Genomic DNA, 18,061 nt, shown 5'->3' on the forward strand with positions numbered 1-18,061 from the left:
CCGCCCACCCCGCCCACCCCGGACGACGCCCCGCCCCGGAAGATCGACCCAAGGGTCCTGCCGATGGGCACCACCCTGCGCTTCGCCCTCCTGGTGCTCGTGATGATGGTGGCGACCGTCGAGATGGTCAACTCGATGTTCGCGCTGGCGCCTTGGGACGACAAGGCGATTCTGTGCAAGTTCGCGGCGGGCTTCGATCCGAACGTCCGGATGCTGAACTCGATGCAGCTCGACACCCGGGGGCTGCGGGAAATCAAGGACTGCGTTCCTCCCAGCGCCGTGATCACCGCCCTGCCCGGCATCGCCGGCGCCGTGCTGGTGCTGCTGTCGGCCGCCGCGCTCTACGCCTGGCTGCCACGCTGGAAGACCAGGCGCGGACGGGTGATCACCGTAGACGAGGCGGACCCCAGCGGGGAATTGCGGGCCGAGCTGATGCGTCTGGTGGCCACGGCGCGGCTGCGTACCGTGCCGGCCTTCGTGGTGGACCCCGCCTCCTTCGATGCCGGTGCCGAAGTGTTCGGCCGGGCCGGGCGGCACACGGTCTGTCTGCACGCCGGACTACTGGCCACGCGGCGCGACGGCCCGGAGGGGCAGGCCGGATTCCACGCCGTCATGCTGCACGAGATGGCTCATCTCCGTAACCGGGACGTGGACCTCGCCTACGCCGTCACCGCGCTGTGGCGGGTCTTCGTGGCACTGGTCGTCGTGCCGTTCATGGTGCTGTACGGGGGCAGCTTCGTCGCGGCGCAGTTCTTCGGCGCGTTCTACGGGGGCGACGAGCTGTTCTGGCCCGCGGGGCGCGCAAGTGTGCTGCGGGCCATGGCGAGCGCGCTGTTCATGGTGCTCCTCGTGGTGCTGGCCCGAGCCGACGCCCTGCGCCACCGTGAGCTGTACGCCGACGCGGACGCCGTCGCCCTCGGGGCGGAGCGCCGGGTCTGGGACGGTTCCCGGGACCGCGGCCACAGCGGCCGCCCCACATCCCTTCAGAAGGTGCGGAGCCGGGTGTCCGCACTGTGGAGCACCCACCCTTCCTGGGCCGTGCGCAGACGCTCCCTGGCCGATCCGGCGGCGCTGTTCTCCCTGGGCACGGAGCAGATGTTCCTGGTCGGCTGGGCCGCCCTGGTCTCCGCGCACACCCTCTCCGCGCTGTGCGGCAGCACGGCGGCGACCTGGGCGACCGCCCTGCCCGCCGCGGCACTTGTCACCCTCGCCGCCTGGCGGTCGCTCGCCTATGCCGAGGACCACGGTCTGCGCGGGCCGGACGGCGTGCGCTCGGGCCTCGCGCTGGGGCTCGGCCTGGCCTGCGGTGAGCTGATGACCGGCATCACCAGCGGCGCCGGGTGGCTGCCCGAGCACCCCGAGATCCTGCTGGCGCTGCTGGCCTGTGCCGCGCTGTTCACGCTGTGGACGGTGACCTGCGCACGACTGCGGCTGCGGACGCTGGGCGGCGCCTCGCTGCGTACGGCGATCTGGCTGCCGCTGCTCGCCTCCTGCCTGCTGGCCGCGGCCGGCTTGAACTGGTGGCTGCGGTACGGCTTTCTGTACCTGGCGGGAGACATCCTCACCGGCAGCGGCCTCCAGCAGCAGATGACACAGGCATTCCCCGGTCCGTGGAACACTCACACAGCGGAACTCGACTGGTTCACCGCCACGATGCCGCAGGCGGCGATGCTGGGCACGAGCACACTGTTCGTCGGCGCGACGCTGGTGCTGTGGGCGTATCCGCTGGCCCTCTGGCTGCGGCGCACCCGGGTGTACGGACCGGCCACCGGTCTGCGGTCGGCCGTGGCGGCCGGGATGCTCGGCGGCGTCGCCTGTCTGGCGGGGCTGGCCGGCGTCATGGCCAGTATGCACACCTGGCAGCCGCCGGTCGGCGGGGCCCTCGGTGCCTTCTCGATCCTGTACCTGTGGTGGGCGGCCACCGCGATCTGGGCGGGGGTGGCCCTGACCGGCGCGGTGGTTGCGGTCACTTCCCGATACCGGTGGCTGCCGCGCGCGCTCGTCGCATCGGCGGTGGCCCAATCCGTCGCGATCGTCGGGCAGTTCGCGCTCGGCTCCGTGGACGGTTGTCTGGGGCCGCTGCGGACCCTGGGCCACACCTGCCACTGGCTGCCCACCGCGAGCTGGCTGTTCACCCAGTCCCTGGCGGGTCTGGTGCTGCCTTCCGTCATCGGCGCGGCACTGCTGGCCGTCTCCGCCAGAGGCGTGGCGTCCGCACTGCGTCTACGGCGCCCGACACGACAGCCCCGGCCGGGCCCGGCCGCCCCCTCGACACCCGTGCCCCGTTCCCGCACACGCTCGCCGGCCGCGCCGGCCGGCCTGGCTCTGCTGGTCGCCGTCGCGGCGGTCGGTCCGGCGGCTGTCGCCAGTCAGCGGCCGGCGGCACGGACACCGTCCGCCATGACACCACCACCGCCGCCCAAGGCATCCGAACGGATCCGGACCTTCCAGCTGCTGGCCTGGTTCAAGGTGGGTGGGCAGCGCAGCATTCTGCAACTCACCTCCGATTACGGCGAGTTCCGTAAGCAACTCGACGAAATGGTGCAGGCGGCGAAGTCCCGCCCGAACGAGATGGTCCGCTTCGACTCGAAGCGACTCCGCAGGACCTGTGCCGCGCTCACCAGGGATGCGACCACCGCACGCCACCTTTCCATCCCTGACCGGGATCTGCAGGGCCCCTGGGCGTCCTGGCTCGGGACAACCCTCAATGCGGGCCGGAACTGCGTGAGGCTGGTGGACAGCGAGCGCAACAACCCGGACGAGAACGACGCCATGCTCAACGGGCTCTTCCAGGGCTACACCCAGTCGACCAAGGCCGTCGGGCCGGTCGTCCGACAGGTCGAGGCCGCCGCCCGCCTCTGGCCACAGTGGGCGCACATCGACAAGCGCTGATAACCGGTCCTGCCGGGGCCCCGAGGTCCCGGCTGCTCGAATCCATCCCGGCGCGTGCGAAATCGCTATTGCCGGGGCCGTTGATGGAAGAAATCTGCCATCTTCGGGCTCTGGCTGGAACCGCGCCGAGCGGCCACCGCACGCTGACGTCCGACCGGGAGACGTTCCGACGAAGGGCCTCCGACGAAGGCTCTCCGACGAAGGAACTGCGTCCCGGTACGAGATATCAGCGGAAGGGACCCCATGGCCAACAAAGCCCCAATGACACAGAAATCCGCCACGCCTGTCAGCACGCAGAAAACATCCGCCCCGAAGACGGCCTACCGATGGCGATGGCCGGCACTGGCCGCATTGCTGCTCGGCGAGGCGATGAATTTGCTGGACTCGACCATCGTGCAGGTTGCCGCGCCGGAAATACACGCCGATCTGGGCGGTTCCGTATCCGACATCCAATGGTTCACCACGGCCTACACGCTCCCCTTCGCCATGTTCCTCATCACTGGGGGTCGTCTCGGCGATATCGCCGGGCGACGGCGAATCTTCACGATCGGCGTCACGACCTTCATGCTGGCATCGGTCGCCTGCGCGCTCGCCCCTTCGGCCGGTTCGCTGATCGCGTTCCGTATCGCGCAGGGCGCCGCGGCCGCGGTGATCATTCCGCAGACCATCGGCCTGATCAAAGCGATGTTCACGGCTGAGGAGACCTCCAAGGCGCTCGGCAGCATCGGCCCGGTGATGGGACTCGCCGCGGTGTGCGGCCCCGTGCTGGGCGGAGTGCTGACACACGCCGACCTCTTCGGCTCCTCATGGCGCGCCTGCTTCCTGGTCAACGTTCCGCTTTCACTCGGTGTCCTCGCCATGACGCCGAAGCTGCTCGAAGACCGTGCCCCGAAGCGGCCGACCCTCGACCTGATCGGCACCGCCCTGGCGATGACCGGCGTCGCGCTGATCGTGTACCCGTTGATCGGCGCCAATGTGGCCCGTATGTCGTCATCGAGCTGGAGCTCCATCGGCGTCGGCCTCGCCATCCTGATCGGATTCGCGCTGCATCAGCGCGGCGTCTCGGCACGCGGCCGTAGCCCACTGGTGGAGCCCAGCCTCTTCACGCGCCGTGGATTCCCGGGTGCTCTGGTGACATCCACCCTGTTCTTCTCGGTGACGACCGGCCTGATGATGGTCGTCGTCCTGCAACTGCAGCTCGGGCTGGGAACCGACGTCCTCACCGCGGGACTCTCGCTCGCCCCTTGGTCGTTCGGTCTGGCGGTCGCTTCCTGGATCGCCGGCGGCCATCTGACGAAGCGATACGGACACCGCGTCATGACGGCCGGGCTCGCGCTGCTGCTGGTGGGCCTGGTCGCCGCCGTGGCCGCGTACCGCTCGGCCGGTCCCACGGAGTATCCGACGGCGTTGCTTGTCGCACTCGGCGTGATCGGTCTGGGCATCGGTGTCTTCACCCCCGCGTTCTTCACCATCGCGCTGCGTCCGGTAAAGCCGCACGAGATCGGCTCGGCGGCCGGTCTGCTCAATGCAGTCCAACAACTCGGTGCCACACTTGGCGTCGCCGTCCTCGGCAGTGTCTTTCTCAATGGTGCCGTCGGTTCCGGTGGCCCCCTCGCGGCACTTCACGCCGTCCAGACGACTTTCTGGGTTGCTGTGGGACTAATCCTCGCAACCATTCTCAGCAGCAGGCTGATGGTCGAGCGGCGAATGCGGAGGTGAGGTCGGCCGCCTTGCCGGCTGCCCGTCAGCCGGCGTGAGAAGGAGTGCGTGAGGGGCGGCGAGGGGGGCCGAGGCCGCTCAGCGCCGGACTCGCCGCCTTGAGATTACGCATTACCGGAGTGGTTTCCAGCGATTGAACGGCATCGAGAGAGCCGAGCCGTTGGACAAGGTAACGGTGCAGGTCCGCGGGATCGCTGCACAGCGCCAGAGCGACCAAATTGGTGGGACCCGTGGTGGCGGCCACAAAAGCCAGTTCGTCGTGGCCCGCGAGGGTCGTCGCGACGAACTCCAGGTGTGCCGGGCGTACGGACATCCACAGCATCGCCCAGGTGTTGGCACCGAACAGTGCCGCATCCACCTCGACATCGAAGAAAATGCCACCGCTCGCCTGAAGATCCGCCAGCCGACGGGCCACAGTGACCGGCGACCACCCGGTTGCTCGGGCGAGTTCGGCGTGACTGGCACGGCCGTCCTTCTGCAGGGCAGTCAGCAGCGCGTCGTCGTTCGCGGAAAGCCGCCGTGAATTCGGCCGGTCCGCGGCGTCGGCGGCGTCTGCCGGATCGGACGGGCAGAGCAGGCGCTTCTGCTCCTCGCTGAGGGCGTTGGAGCTTCTTCGCCATTTGGTGGGGCCCCCGAGGTAGGTGTGCAGCAGGCAGTGGGCGGAGACCGCGGTGATGTTGTTCGTACGGGGAATGTCGCGCAGCAGAAGCGAATTGTCGGCCGTCGCATCGGTCGGCGTATGGACGATCGCGAAGATTTCGGTGCCGCCGGAACACAGCTTGACCCAGGAAGTGTCGGGCCGACGGCCCAAGGCCTGGGCGAGGTCCTGCGCGGCACCGGCGGCGGCCGTCAGCCGCACCATCCACTGCGTTTGACCCGCCCGGTGTGGATCGGCCAGTCCGACCACGCGCAGCGACGTCTCCGTCCGCAACCGGCTGTAGCGGCGTGCCACGGTCTGCGGGGAAACACCCAGAGCGCCGGCAATCCGACTGAACGGTGCACGACCGTCGATGTGCAGGGCATGGATCAGGGCGCGGTCCAACGTATCAAGCATGCGCACATCATTCCGTCCGGGAATGAGGCCTGCGGGGCGGTCGACGAGGACGGCAACGAGCGCCGCGAGCGCCGTCTGGCCGCGCTCCGGCTGGTCGGCTCCGAAACCACTGGCCGTGCCGGGTGCCTTCCGGATCGACCCCGGCGCCGTCATAGGTGTCCCGGAACTCGGAGTGCCCGGTCAAAGCCGCCGGCATGTCCTCGCCGTCGGGCATATCGAGCCCCGTCGGAATCTGACGCCCTGTGCTCTGCGCCCTTCCCGTTCTTTTCGCTCCAGCAACAGACGAGGGGCTGCCGGTATCCACGACCCCGGCAGCCCCTTCGCTCGTTGCGTACGTCCTGCTTGAACTGCTACGCCACCAGGCCTACTTGCTTGCCTTGGCGTACGCCTCACGAATCTCGGCCGGTACGCGACCACGGTCGCTCACGGTGTATCCGTTCGCCTTTGCCCATGCCCTGATTTCCGCGGTGTTCTCTCCGCTCGGGGCGCCCTTGCGAGCGGACTTCTTCCCCTTCCCGGTCTTGCGCCCGACCCTGGTGAAGGGTGCCACGGCTTCCAAAAGCTGGTCATAGCTGTCCGGGCTCAGGTCGAGCTCGTAGGTCACACCGTCGAGGGAGAGGGTGTGGGTGCTGACCTCCGAGGTCTCTTCGCCTGTGAGGTCGTCCATATAGATGGTGATGATCTTCTGTGCCATGGCCGGGATTCTACGGCCATCCGAGTGCGTTGCCGCCACTCAGCTCACCACTCATCCAATCGAGATAGGAAGGTTTCCGCACGAGCTATGGGATTCCTTACAAGCAGCCGACGTTACAGGCGATACGGGCGACACGTGCCGACCGGGTCGTTACGCTCGATGTCGACGGGACTCACCCCGTACCGGTCTCCAGGTCTCATCAAATTTCGCACCTTTGGTGGGGTGTTAGACAGATCAGCTGGTCTTGTGCCAGTGTCGTTGGCCGGCTCCGGTCTTCCTGCAAATTCATGGGGATTCCGCCGCCCATGCGGAATGCCCATCCCATGCGGAATCCTCAGCCCGTCAGATCTTCCGAGAAGGTCGGCCGTCAGCGGCCGGCAGACCTGACGGGCAGCGTTCTGGGCGTGGGCCTACGCTGGGTGCTCGTGGGGGTCAGTAGCTGTCGTCGATCTCGATCACGCCTATTCGTTCCGGCCCGACCATCAGGAGGCAGGCCCCGTCCCCTGCGAACTCCAGGGGAAACCCGGCGCAGTAGACCAGCGTCGGGGTTTTGCCGGGGGCCCCGGTGACAGCCGTGGTGACCGTATCCAGGAGCTCCCGGCCGAGCCAGGAAACGAGCTGGTCGCCGGGTATCTCGGGGGATGCCTCATCCTCGTAGTCACCGGCCAGCCCTCGCGCCATGTCGACCGCGTTTCGCTCGGACTCGGCCAGCACAGCGGCGAAGGACGCGTCGTCCAGCCGCCGTAGCCTGCCGTAAGCGTCTGCTTCCTCTGGAGTTTCCCCGTCCTCGAATTCCAGGTCCACGCCAGGGGATTTGAACGACACATGGAAAGTCACCTGGTTGTTGTTGTTCATCCAGAGGCACTCACTGAGCAGGGCGGTGGTCAGGGCGATGCGGGACGTGAGGGTGGTGGCTGGGCGCGGACTCGTCGCCGGCAGCGACACGGCGGGGGCCAGTGCCAGCCGCCGCGTACGACCGTCGAAGTCACGCACCAAGAGGTGCAGCTCGTTGTTCAGCGGGAGGCCGCCCGGCTCGGCCGCGACGGCGATCCGCAGCAGGTCCATACCCTCCGCGGTCAGCGCTCCGGCAAGGTAGCCGACCAGGCACCGGACCCGTCGGTCGAGCACGCCGGTTACGGACTCCAGAGCGCCGGTCAGGAGCGCGATCGCCTGCTCCGCACATGGGTCGGGATTGCCCGCCGCGGCCCGCAGCGCGCCGCACATATCGGCCTCGTCCTCGATATCGAAGTGCTCGACGGACACCGGGTAGCGGTGGCCAGCGGGTCCCGCGTTGGCGAAGGCTTCCGGGAAATTCCCGTATGCGGTTACTTCCGTGGTGGTTGGTAGGCAGGCCTGAGGGCCTTGCTGCCACTCCTCCTCGTACGGAGCCGGTGCCTCGCCGAAGACGAGTGCGCACCGCCACGCGGGCGCGCCGGTGGCCGGGTCTGCCGGCAGCCATCGCTCCAGCAGGCGCGCCGCGGCCTCCACCGGGCCCGTCCAACCCTCCTGCTCCTCTTCCGTGCTGTTCATCGCGGTTCTCCGCCCCCGTCCCGCTGGATCGATCAAGTGAAGCCAGCCTAGGACACATTCGCGAACGAATGTTCGGCCTGTGGATAACTCCGCACGCGCAGCCCGTACCGAGCCCAACCCCCTTGCCGTATCACCGAGATGGCCGTCGGGTCCCCGTGCGAAAGGCGTTGGGCTGACGCCCTATCATGGCCGCATGTCCGCCCCTGAGCTGATCCGTATCGTCTCCCGTGACTCCCCGATGGCCCTCGCCCAAGTGGAGCGGGTCCGTGCCGAACTGGGGGCGCTGCACCCCGGTACCGCCACGGAGGTCATTCCGGTGAAGACGACCGGTGACCGGTGGATGGGGGCTCTCTCCCAGGTCGAGGGGAAGGGCGCGTTCACCAAGGAGGTCGATGCCGCGCTGCTCGCCGGCGAGGCCGATCTCGCGGTGCACTGCGTCAAGGACATCCCCGGCGACCGGCCGCTTCCCGTCGGCACGACCTTCGCCGCCTTCCTCAAGCGTGACGACGTCCGCGACGCCCTGATCCACCCGGAGGGACTCACCCTCGACGAGCTCCCCGCCGGAACCCGCATCGGCACCTCGTCGGTCCGCCGGATCGCGCAGCTCGCCGCCTCCCATCCGCACCTCGACTGCGTCCCGATGCGGGGCAACGCCAACCGGCGTATGGAGAAGCTGGCCGCCGGCGACGCGGACGCGCTGCTCCTGGCGGTGTCCGGTCTGGAGCGGATCGGCCGCACGGACGTGATCAGTGAGATCCTGTCGGTGGACTCGATGTGCCCGCCGATCGGCGCGGGCGTCCTGGCTCTCCAGTGCCGCGAGGACGACACCGCCACCATCGACGCCGTCAGCGGCCTCGGCGACCCGGCCACGTTCCGCGAAACCACCGCCGAGCGGATGCTGCTGCACGTACTCCAGGGCCACTGCAACAGCCCCATCGCCGGTTACGCCACAACCGACCGGCGCGGTGAACTGTCCCTGCGGGCTTGTGTCTTCACCCCGGACGGCAAGACGGTCCTCAACGCCCACGAGTGGGCCGGTCCGCTGACGCCCGAGACGCTCGGCACGTCCGTCGCCGTCGCCCTTCTGCGCCAGGGCGCTCGCGAGCTGATCGACAACATCGCGCACTAGTCAAGCGGTTTCCGCCGCAAAGTCCAGCGCGCGGCGCCACTACAAATGCCGCCCTTCTGACGCCGTATATACCGTCAGAAGGGCGGTGGTGAGTGCGATAGGCGATGGGGAATCCATTCGCCGAGCCAATCCAGCGGCAGCTTTCATATCCGCTCATGTTCGCTGATTACTATGTGAATCACATCGGAACTCAGGGTCACGGACCTGCCCTCGGTCTGCTGGATTCTCGGGGTGATTCTCGGTACTCGGCCGACGAGATGCGCGCGTCACCCGCCTGTGGAACCGTGGAAGAAAAGCCCGACCGCCGGCCGGAGCAGTGCGGGATGTCGGCGATCGAGGGTCAGGTTCTCGAGTAGGGAGCAACCCCCATGGCCTCTCAGCGACGTGCCCACGGGTGGACGCTATTCGCCGCTGTCCTGATGATTTTCGGTGGTGTCATGACCTTCCTCGAGGGTATTTCCGCCATCGCCAAGGACGATGTCTTCGTCACGACCCGGAACTACGTCTTCTCGTACGACCTCACGGGCTGGGGCTGGATCCACCTCATCCTGGGCATCGTTATCTTCCTCGCCGGCATCGCACTGCTCAGCAACGCACTCTGGGCGCGCATGGTCGGCGTCGTCCTCGCGGGGCTCGGCGCGGTCGCGAATTTCCTGTGGATTCCCCACTACCCGTTCTGGGCCATCACGCTGGTAGCCATCAACATCTTCATCATCTGGGCCCTGTGTGCGGGTGATCGCCGCGCAGTGACCTGAGCCATGAGCTCCGGAACCGGGCTTTTCAGCGCGCGGGAACGGGCGGAGCGGGGCAGGGCGCTTCGCGCCGAGGTGCCCCGCTCCAGTCATGCGGAATACACGCCGACGGCCACCCGAGCCGATCCGATCGACATCATCGAGGAGCAATCGGCCATCCGCGTCCCGGAGTTGGTGCCGATCCGCTACGGCCGGATGATGGAGTCGCCGTTCCGCTTCTACCGGGGTGCCGCCGCGATCATGGCGGCAGATCTGGCCACCACCCCTTCCACAGGCCTGACGGCTCAACTGTGCGGGGACGCGCATATGCTGAATTTCCGGCTGCTGGCATCCCCCGAGCGCCATTTGATGTTCGATATCAACGACTTCGACGAGACCTTCCCCGGGCCGTGGGAATGGGATGTCAAAAGGTTGGCGGCGAGCCTGGTCATCGCTGCGCGCGGAAACGGATTCGGTGACGGCGTGCGCGACGACATCGTCCGGGCGGCCTGTGCGTCCTACCGCGAACAGATGCGCCGCTACGCGGATATGCGCACCCTCGATGTCTGGTACGCGCATGCCGATATGGACGATGTCCAGGTCCAGGTGGCGCGGGAACTCGGGAGCCTTGGCCGTAAACGGCTGTCGCGCGCCGTGGAGAAGGCCCGCTCTCATGACACCCTGCAGGCGTATCGGAAACTGACCCGGGTGAGCGACGGTGAGGTGCGTATCGTCGCCGATCCGCCCCTGATCGTGCCGTTGGCCGATCTGCTGCCGGGTTTCGAGCGAGACCAGGTGGCGGAGGCGTTTCGTGCGGTGGTGGAGGGCTACGGGCACAGTCTCCGGTCGGACCACCGCAGCCTGCTGAACCAGTACCGGGTCGTCGACATGGCCCGGAAAGTCGTCGGCGTCGGCAGTGTGGGTACGCGCTGCTGGATTTTCCTGTTGCTCGGCAAGGACGCGGAGGATCCGCTCCTGCTCCAGGCCAAAGAGGCCGACGAGTCCGTACTCGCCGCGCACACCGAAGCGAGCCCATACACCCACCAAGGCGAACGGGTGGTCACGGGCCAGCGATTGATGCAGGCCGCGAGCGACATCTTCCTCGGCTGGGAACGGACCACGGGGATCGATGGCCGTCAACGGGACTTCTACGTACGGCAGTTGCGCGACTGGAAGTGGGTCGCGGAGCCGGAGATCATGGTGCCTGTGGGTATGCGGTGGTTCGCCGTGCTGTGCGGGGCCACGCTGGCCCGTGCCCACGCCAGGTCCGGGGACCGCATCGCCATTGCCGCGTATCTCGGACGGGGCGATGTGTTCGACAGGGCCCTGGTGCGCTTCGCGGAGAGCTACGCGGACCAGAACGAGCGCGACCATCAGGCGCTGGTGGACGCGGTCCGCGAGGGGCGCGTCACGGCCGAGCCCGGCTGAGCCCGCCCAGGCCGAGGGCAAGTCACGAAAGTAACGGGCGGGAGCCCGTGCAACAGTCGGGATTTGGCACCGCTGCTTCCGCGATTCGGTATTGCTGCTTTCGCATTACTCCTCGCGCGACTCGACCAAGGCGGTGGGAAACGGTTCGCCGGCCCGGACCGGACAATGGCATGCTGTCCGGCGTGAACGGACCGGAGATCCACCTGAGTTTCGCCTCTGAGCTGCATCTATTCGTCGCCGCCGGCCGCCGGACCGGCCGTGTTCCCCTGGTGACCGATGGGTCGTCGACACTCGGCCATGTGGTCGAGTCACTCGGCGTCCCGCTCACCGAAGTCGGCCGCCTTGTCGTGGACGGCCGTGAGGTCACCGCCGCGCACATCCCGAGTGCCGGCGAGCATGTCGAGGTACGCGCCGTGGAGCGTCCGCAGGAAGTCCCCGGCGCCCCGCTGCGGTTCCTGCTCGACGTCCACCTGGGCACGCTGGCGCGGCGGCTGCGCCTCCTCGGTGTCGACGCCGCGTACTCGAACGAGGACCCGGGCGACCCCGTTCTCGCCACCCAGTCGGCCACGGAGCGGCGCGTCCTGCTCTCGCGGGACCGGGGGCTGCTGCAGCGGCGCGAGATCTGGGCAGGGGCGTATGTCTACAGCGACCGGCCCGACGACCAACTTCGCGACGTACTCGGCCGTTTCGCGCCCCAGCTCGCCCCGTGGACCCGCTGCACCGCCTGCAACGGCCCGCTGACCGAGGCCAACAAGGATTCGGTCCAGGATCAGCTCCAGCACGGCACTCAACGCACCTATGACGTCTTCGCGCAGTGCACGGAGTGCAAGCGGGTCTACTGGCGGGGCGCGCATCATGCGCACCTGGAGGCGATCGTGGAGGAGGCGCTCCGGGAGCGGAGCGTCTGACGGGGGCGGGGGAGACAGGGGAGACGGGGCAGTGCGCCCTCATGGTCTGCCCGTTATCTACCCGTTCCCATTCCCACGAGCAGGGTCACCAGTCGCCGTGTCTGTTCACGTGGGTCCTCCGTCGCGGCCCAGCCGGTCATCAGGAGATGGTGGACGGTTCCGACGAGGGCGAGCGCGACGGTGGCGGTGTCGGTGCGGTCCGCCAGGCGGCCGAGGCGTTGTTCGGCGTCCAGGTAGGTGACGATCGCGTCCTGAACCGTAGTGAAGCCCGGTGCACCGGCCTCCAGTGCCTGGCGCACCCGGAGGGAGGCGCCGGGGCGGGTCATCGCGAGGCCGACGACCGTGGGTTCCATGGACGTCAGGAGCGCGACCGCGACGGTGCCGAGGTTGTCGGTGACGGTGGCCTGACCTGCTCGGTCCGGGAGTTCCCCGGCCTGTGCCGCCGTGCGGCCGAGCCGATCCAGAACCAGTTCGGCGACGAATTCATCCAGTCCGGCGAAGTGGGTGTGCAGCATGCCCTTGGCGCACCCCGCCTCGCCGGTGATCGCCCTGCTCGTCAGCGCGCCGGGGCCCTCGCGCGCCAGAACCCGCTCAGCGGCGGCGAACAGCCGCTCGCGAACATCCGGTATCGCTACACCACGCGGTGACATGGGGCCTCTCCTGGTACGTGCGGGTGATGGGGCCTGTGACTTTTGATCTTGCCAGTTTGGGCGCCCGCCCATACTGTTTGGGCGCACGCCCATTCTAGTCGGCAGGCCCACAGCCCAGCAGGAGGCATCCGATGCATCCGACGGACCCCATGCGCCCGATGGACCCCACGCACTCCACGGAGACGAGTTCCACGGACGGTGCACAACACATCGTCAACATCGATCAAGCGCAGGCATGGAACGGCTACGAGGGCACGCACTGGGCCCGCAACCGGGACCGTTGGGACGCCGTCAACGCGGGCTTCAACGAGCCCCTGTTCACGGCCGCCGCCATCGGGGAGCGGGATCGCGTCCTGGACATCGGCTGCGGATCCGGGTGCACGACCCGCCTGGCCGCACGCCGGGCAGTCAACGGCCGGGCCCTGGGCCTGGACCTGTCGGGGCCGATGCTGGCGCGCGCACGCGAGTCGGCCCGGCATGAGGGCCTCGGCAATGTGGCCTTCGAGCAAGGCGACGCTCAGGTCCACGACTTCGAACCGGGCGCGTTCGACGTCGTGATCAGCCGCTTCGGAGTGATGTTCTTCGCCGACCCGGTCGCCGCCTTCGCCAACATCGGGCGTGCGCTGCGGCCCGGCGGCCGTATGGCCTTCATCTGTGGAGCCGATGCGGAAGGCAACGAATGGCTGCAGACCATCGCGGGACTGCGCGATCTCCTGCCCATCGGGGACTTCGGCGCGCCGGGACGTCCGGGAAACCCGGGCATGTTCTCTCTGGCGGACCCGGACAGGACCACCGAGGTGCTGTCCTCCGCCGGATACGAGCACATCGACTTCGCGCGCGTGGAGGCGTACGGAATCTGGGGCGAGGACGCCGCCGACGCGGCCGCGTTCCTGCTGGACTCCGGCCCCGGGCGCCACCTGACCAGCCAGGTCGCACCCGAGGTACGGGACCGGGCCCGCCAGGCACTCACGGAGAGCCTGCGGCCCCACGAGGCGAACGGCGCGCTGCGACTGCGCAGCACCGCCTGGTTGGTGACCGCCGATCGTCCGAAGTGACCCGGTCGGTCGCCCCCTCCAGCACCAAGACCTATGACCGGTGCAGTGAGCTGACGGGTGCAGCCACCACCACGCCATCTCCCGTCCGCTGTACACCCTGCTGTACGGTCGAAGCATGTCCAAATCAGTGACGATCAGGATCGACGACGAGCTGCACGCACTGCTGAAGGAACGCGCCGAAGCCGAGGGCACCACGGTGACGGCGCTCATCACCCAGGCCGCGCACAACGCCGTACGCGATCCCCGTCTCGAAGGCGCCACCGCCACCTTCCGCGCCTTCATCGACAGTCATGCGGACGCGTTCGACCAGGCCTTCCCCGATGACGCCCCCGCCCGGCTGGACGGGCCCGGCCGGGCGGCCTGACGTGGAGCTCTATATCGACCTGCGCTGGCTGCTGGAGCGCCAGGCGGATGTGCTGCCCAAGCACCCCACCGTCCATGACTTCTCCAGCCTCGTGGCCGCGGTCGGCCGCCATCGCGTCGGCACCCCGCGGGTCGGCGCGATCGTCGACAACGCCTGGCGGGCCGCCGCCCTGATGCACGCCATCGTCCGGCTGCGCCCGTTGCCCGCCCGCAACGCCCTGTTCGGCGCGGGCATCGTCACCGCCTACATGGACGCCGTGGGCGAGAGTCTCGACGTTCCGTACAGAGCGTTGGTCGACCTGGCCCGCGACATCGACGCCGGGCGGTCCGACGCGTACGACGCGGCGGACCGCATCCGTACCTGGAAGATGTGACCCGCACATGGTGGAGCAGCAGCAGTAAGCAACAAGCAAAGGGAGGCATCCATGGGCCGGGCCGCCACAGCAGTGGACGGGGCACTCGAAGTACCCGCCATCGACATCTCCAGCTGGACGACCGGAACCGAAGCCGACCGTCGGGCGATCGCGACGGCGGTCGACGAGGCGGCGCGCACGGTCGGATTCATGCAGATCCGGGGGCACGGCATCCCCGAGGGCACGATCACCGCCTTCGCCGACGCGCTGGACGCGTTCTTCGCGCTTCCCCTGGAGCAGAAGAAGGAACTGCGCCCGCCGTCCCCCGACGTCAATCGCGGCTACACCCCGCCGCGCACCGAGAAGCTCAGCCTGAGCCTGGGCGTTCCGGCAGCTGTCGAGGACCTCTTCGAGGCGTTCAACGTGGGCTCCGAGGCCGTCGCCTTCCCCGGGCTGGATCTGCCGGAGGAGCACTACCCGGCCAACCTCTGGCCGTCCGTGCCGGGCTTCCGACAGGCCGTGGGGGAGTGGTGCACCCGAGCAGGCGGGCTCGCCGAGCGGCTGTTGGAGATCTTCGCCCACGCCCTTGGCCTTGAGGACGGCTACTTCGCCCCGTTCACCGACCACTCCATCGACGTGCTCCGGATGAACCACTACATGCTCCCCGAAGGGGAGTTGGTGATCGACCGCGACCAGATGGGAATGGGCGCACACACCGATTACGGCATCGTCACCGTGCTCTGGGCCGATCGTGTCCCCGGGCTCCAGATCCTCGACGCCGGCGGCGACTGGCACGATGTGCTGCCGGAGCCCGGCTGCCTGCTGGTCAACCTCGGTGACCTGCTGGCCCGTTGGACCAACAACCGCTGGCTGTCAACGATGCACCGGGTCCTTCCGCCCACCGATGACAGGGGCCGGGTCGTCCGGCGTCGCTCCGCCGCGTACTTCCACGACGGGAACTGGGACGCGGAGATCAGCTGCCTGCCCGGCTGCGTGCCGGCAGACGCCGAGCCGCTGTACCCGCCCACGACGGTGAGCCGGCACCTCGCCGAAAAGCTGGCCGGCTCACGAACCGGCAAACTCAACGCGAACTCACCTCGCGAGGCCGCCCGGCTGCGCGCCGCCAAGGGCGGCTGAGAGCCGGCGACGTCCGCGATGACATGCCCGTCGATCTCCCGGCGGAGTCGCTCCTCGTCCGCTTGGTGGAGCGTGATGGTTCTCCGGCGGGAAGCGGGCGGCTTCGGCACTGGACAGCATGGAGTCCATGACCGTTGAAACGTATGCCACCCTGATCCGCCGCAAGCTCCTCACGCCCGCCGGGCCCGTACCCGCGCGGCCCTTCGTCCGACTGGCCGCGGGCCTGGCGATCGTCGAGATGCTGGTGTACACCGCGCAGAAGGTGTACATGGCGGCGCGAGGCGAGGTCGGCATGCCTGGACACCCCGCTCCTGCGGCCGTGCAGGCACAGTTCGAGCACGCGGGGTTGGCTCAGGCGGGCAATGCGTCGCTCGGCCTGATCGCGGCGCTGGTGGCGCTGGCGACCGTCACCCGCTGGGGCTCCCGCATCCCCCGGTGGATGCTGCTCTGCGCCGTGTCGCTCGCCTCGGTGATGCAGTCGTTGGGAGCGGTGATCATGATCCAGCGTGCGGACCTCGACCTGGCGCACCTTGACGGGAGCGCCGCGTTCGAGGTGGTGTCGGGAGGCGTCCAGATCGCGGCGTGGCTCGTAGTGGCGACGTCCTACTACGTGCGCAGCCGCCCGGCCCGCGTCGGCCTGACGACGGGTGCGTTCCGGTGACCTCGATTCCATCGGTGGACGGAGTGCCATCGGTGGACGGGGTGACGTCGTCGGACGCGGAGACGTCGGTGGACGCGGTGTCAGCCACTCCTCGCGTGCAGACGGCAGCGGCCTACGTGGCCTTGGTCTGCGCACTCGCCTACGGTGCGATGAAGCTCGACTGGGCATGGGGCGGCGACTTTCTGATGCGGCAGACTCCGCTGCCCCCCACCGCCAGGGACGAGCTGCTGGGTCACACCACGGGCTCGGTCATCCAGGACTGGGCGTCCGTGGCGCTCTCCCTGGTGGGCATGGCGGCCGCGCTCCATCTGGCGGGCCGCTTCCGGCCGCACGGGAAGATCCGCCGGTGGGCGCTGCTCGCCGGCTCCTGGGCCGGGTGCGCGTTCATGGTGGCGCGCGCGGTCGGGATCCTGGGCTACGGGTTCGTCAACGACGTGCGGCTGCTGGCCGGCGCGGTCCCCGTCCCTCCCGCGTACGCGGATCTGGCGCGCGACCAGGCCCGTTGGGACCTTCTGCTGTGGTCGCCGTACTGGCTGCTCTTCGGTACGTGCTGGGCGGTCGCGGCCTGGCACTATCGGCACGAGGGGCGGGGACGGCGGCGGGGACGTGCACGCGGACGTGGACGCCTACGAGGACGTGGACGCGGATGAGGACGTGGACACGCCTCGGCCATTCGTGGCGGCGCCTCAGCCGGCGCCGGCTTGCGTCATCCCCTTTACACCATGGCGGTGACACCGCCTCGGTGATCCGGGCCATCCAATGGGTGATCATCGGGCGCCTCGCCACTCGAAGGGCCCATGCCGTAACTCCAATGCGGCGATCTCCGGTGGTGCCGGACCGTAATCCGGCCGACGGTGATCACGTCGCTACTGCGATTCGTGCGCTGACGATGTGTCGGCCTTCGCGGGCGCGGCGAAAGGAACATCCCCATGCGCGCTATCCGAACGCTGTATAGCTCCGCCGCCTCCGCCGCCATCACCGTGGCCCTTGCGATCTCCGCTCCCGCATCCCATGCCGTGACCGCGTCGGAGGACTGGGGCCAGGATGAATCCGGCTATTCCACCGGCAGCGACCAGCAAGAGGACCCCTGGAAGGGCGCCCAGGAATCGTCTGGGACGGGCGACCGGGACAGGTCTGGGGCGGCTGGGCACAACGAGTCCGGTGCGGCTGGTCAGGACAAGTCCGGCGCGGCCGGGCAGGAGAAGTCCGGTGCAGCTGAGCAGGACAAGCCAGACGCGGCTGGTCAGGACAAGTCCGGGACGGCTGGGCACGAAAAGCCCGGGGCGGCTGGACACGACAAGACCGGCGCGGGCGGGCACAACAAGTCCGGGACCGGCGAGCGCGACAAGTCCGGGACCGCCGACCGCCGCGACGGGTCTTCGAAGGGTGCTCACGACGAGTCCGTGAAGGGCGGCCACGACAAGCCCGGCCATGGCAGGAAGCCGCACGGTGGCGTCCACACGGGGGGCGGTGCCATGGGCCTCTCCGGCGGCAGCCTGGCGGCCGGGTCGGTCCTGATGGTCGGTGGCCTCGGTGCCGGCGTGTACATGTTGCGCCGTCGGCGTCAGGTCTCGGATGCTGCGGCGTCCTGATCCGGCTGTCCCGCCGTATATCGCCGTGCGTACGTGGCCACCGTTGCTCCGCCGACGGTGGCCACGGCGATTCCGCTTACGCCGTCCGTGGCTCCGTGAGGCCCGTTCGACACCGAGGTGACGCCCGCTCACGAAAGGCACCACCTGATGACCATCCACCAGCAG

The 18,061-nt window shown here is 68.7% G+C and carries 17 protein-coding genes; 13 read left to right on the forward strand and 4 right to left on the reverse strand.

What is annotated here, in order from left to right; genetic code table 11:
• The first annotated feature begins 63 nt into the window (after positions 1–63).
• A complete protein-coding gene (locus tag FCH28_RS06575; RefSeq protein ID WP_136738744.1) occupies positions 64–2,892 on the forward strand; it encodes a M56 family metallopeptidase in 2,829 nt (942 codons plus the stop codon).
• 243 nt (positions 2,893–3,135) lie between these two features.
• Complete coding sequence (locus tag FCH28_RS06580; protein WP_246102459.1) at positions 3,136–4,611, forward strand: MFS transporter; 1,476 nt, start codon at positions 3,136–3,138, stop codon at positions 4,609–4,611.
• Positions 4,612–4,636: 25 nt separating this feature from the next.
• Here the strand turns inward: FCH28_RS06580 and FCH28_RS06585 are convergent, their stop codons facing one another.
• The 3 genes from FCH28_RS06585 to FCH28_RS06595 all read right to left on the reverse strand — a co-directional run bounded on the left by FCH28_RS06585 (position 4,637) and on the right by FCH28_RS06595 (position 7,889).
• Positions 4,637–5,818 (reverse strand): Lrp/AsnC family transcriptional regulator, encoded by a 1,182-nt coding sequence (locus tag FCH28_RS06585; protein WP_342781579.1) that lies wholly within the window; start codon positions 5,816–5,818, stop codon positions 4,637–4,639.
• Between the two features lie 211 nt (positions 5,819–6,029).
• Positions 6,030–6,359, reverse strand: a complete 330-nt coding sequence (locus FCH28_RS06590; RefSeq protein WP_136738745.1) for a histone-like nucleoid-structuring protein Lsr2 — start codon at positions 6,357–6,359, stop codon at positions 6,030–6,032.
• A gap of 432 nt (positions 6,360–6,791) precedes the next feature.
• Complete coding sequence (locus tag FCH28_RS06595; RefSeq protein ID WP_246102460.1) at positions 6,792–7,889, reverse strand: hypothetical protein; 1,098 nt, start codon at positions 7,887–7,889, stop codon at positions 6,792–6,794.
• A gap of 193 nt (positions 7,890–8,082) precedes the next feature.
• Between FCH28_RS06595 and hemC the strand changes: the two genes are divergently transcribed.
• The 4 genes from hemC (at position 8,083) to FCH28_RS06615 (ending at position 12,085) form a co-directional block, all read left to right on the forward strand.
• Complete coding sequence (gene hemC / locus FCH28_RS06600) at positions 8,083–9,018, forward strand: hydroxymethylbilane synthase (RefSeq protein ID WP_136738746.1); 936 nt, start codon at positions 8,083–8,085, stop codon at positions 9,016–9,018.
• Between the two features lie 368 nt (positions 9,019–9,386).
• Positions 9,387–9,773, forward strand: coding sequence for a DUF7144 family membrane protein (locus FCH28_RS06605; RefSeq protein ID WP_136738747.1), 387 nt, complete (start codon positions 9,387–9,389; stop codon positions 9,771–9,773).
• A gap of 3 nt (positions 9,774–9,776) precedes the next feature.
• Positions 9,777–11,177, forward strand: coding sequence for a DUF2252 domain-containing protein (locus tag FCH28_RS06610; protein WP_136738748.1), 1,401 nt, complete (start codon positions 9,777–9,779; stop codon positions 11,175–11,177).
• Positions 11,178–11,359: 182 nt separating this feature from the next.
• On the forward strand, positions 11,360–12,085 hold the full coding sequence (locus tag FCH28_RS06615; RefSeq protein ID WP_136738749.1) for a Mut7-C RNAse domain-containing protein: 726 nt from the start codon (positions 11,360–11,362) through the stop codon (positions 12,083–12,085).
• Positions 12,086–12,138: 53 nt separating this feature from the next.
• Here FCH28_RS06615 and FCH28_RS06620 read toward each other — a convergent pair whose 3' ends face one another.
• The gene (locus FCH28_RS06620; protein WP_136738750.1) at positions 12,139–12,735 is read right to left on the reverse strand and encodes a TetR/AcrR family transcriptional regulator; all 597 of its coding nucleotides are present in this window, start codon (positions 12,733–12,735) and stop codon (positions 12,139–12,141) included.
• Between the two features lie 158 nt (positions 12,736–12,893).
• Between FCH28_RS06620 and FCH28_RS06625 the strand changes: the two genes are divergently transcribed.
• The 7 genes from FCH28_RS06625 to FCH28_RS06655 all read left to right on the forward strand — a co-directional run bounded on the left by FCH28_RS06625 (position 12,894) and on the right by FCH28_RS06655 (position 17,896).
• Positions 12,894–13,790 (forward strand): class I SAM-dependent methyltransferase, encoded by an 897-nt coding sequence (locus FCH28_RS06625; RefSeq protein WP_136739146.1) that lies wholly within the window; start codon positions 12,894–12,896, stop codon positions 13,788–13,790.
• A gap of 115 nt (positions 13,791–13,905) precedes the next feature.
• Positions 13,906–14,154 (forward strand): YlcI/YnfO family protein, encoded by a 249-nt coding sequence (locus FCH28_RS06630; RefSeq protein WP_136738751.1) that lies wholly within the window; start codon positions 13,906–13,908, stop codon positions 14,152–14,154.
• Positions 14,111–14,527: a toxin Doc gene (locus FCH28_RS06635; protein ID WP_136738752.1), complete on the forward strand. Its 417-nt coding sequence runs from the start codon at positions 14,111–14,113 to the stop codon at positions 14,525–14,527. The genes FCH28_RS06630 and FCH28_RS06635 overlap by 44 nt, the downstream gene beginning before the upstream one ends.
• A 51-nt stretch (positions 14,528–14,578) precedes the next feature.
• Positions 14,579–15,643: an isopenicillin N synthase family dioxygenase gene (locus FCH28_RS06640; protein WP_136738753.1), complete on the forward strand. Its 1,065-nt coding sequence runs from the start codon at positions 14,579–14,581 to the stop codon at positions 15,641–15,643.
• A 127-nt stretch (positions 15,644–15,770) separates the two neighbouring features.
• Entirely contained in the window at positions 15,771–16,304 is a 534-nt protein-coding gene (locus FCH28_RS06645) for a hypothetical protein (RefSeq protein WP_136738754.1), read from the forward strand.
• Entirely contained in the window at positions 16,301–16,954 is a 654-nt protein-coding gene (locus FCH28_RS06650) for a DUF3995 domain-containing protein (RefSeq protein ID WP_136738755.1), read from the forward strand. Before FCH28_RS06645 ends, FCH28_RS06650 begins: the two co-directional genes overlap by 4 nt.
• 279 nt (positions 16,955–17,233) lie before the next feature.
• Entirely contained in the window at positions 17,234–17,896 is a 663-nt protein-coding gene (locus tag FCH28_RS06655; protein WP_136738756.1) for a hypothetical protein, read from the forward strand.
• The last annotated feature ends 165 nt before the right edge of the window (positions 17,897–18,061 follow it).

The organism is Streptomyces piniterrae, from assembly GCF_005048155.1.
Lineage (GTDB): Bacteria > Actinomycetota > Actinomycetes > Streptomycetales > Streptomycetaceae > Streptomyces > Streptomyces piniterrae.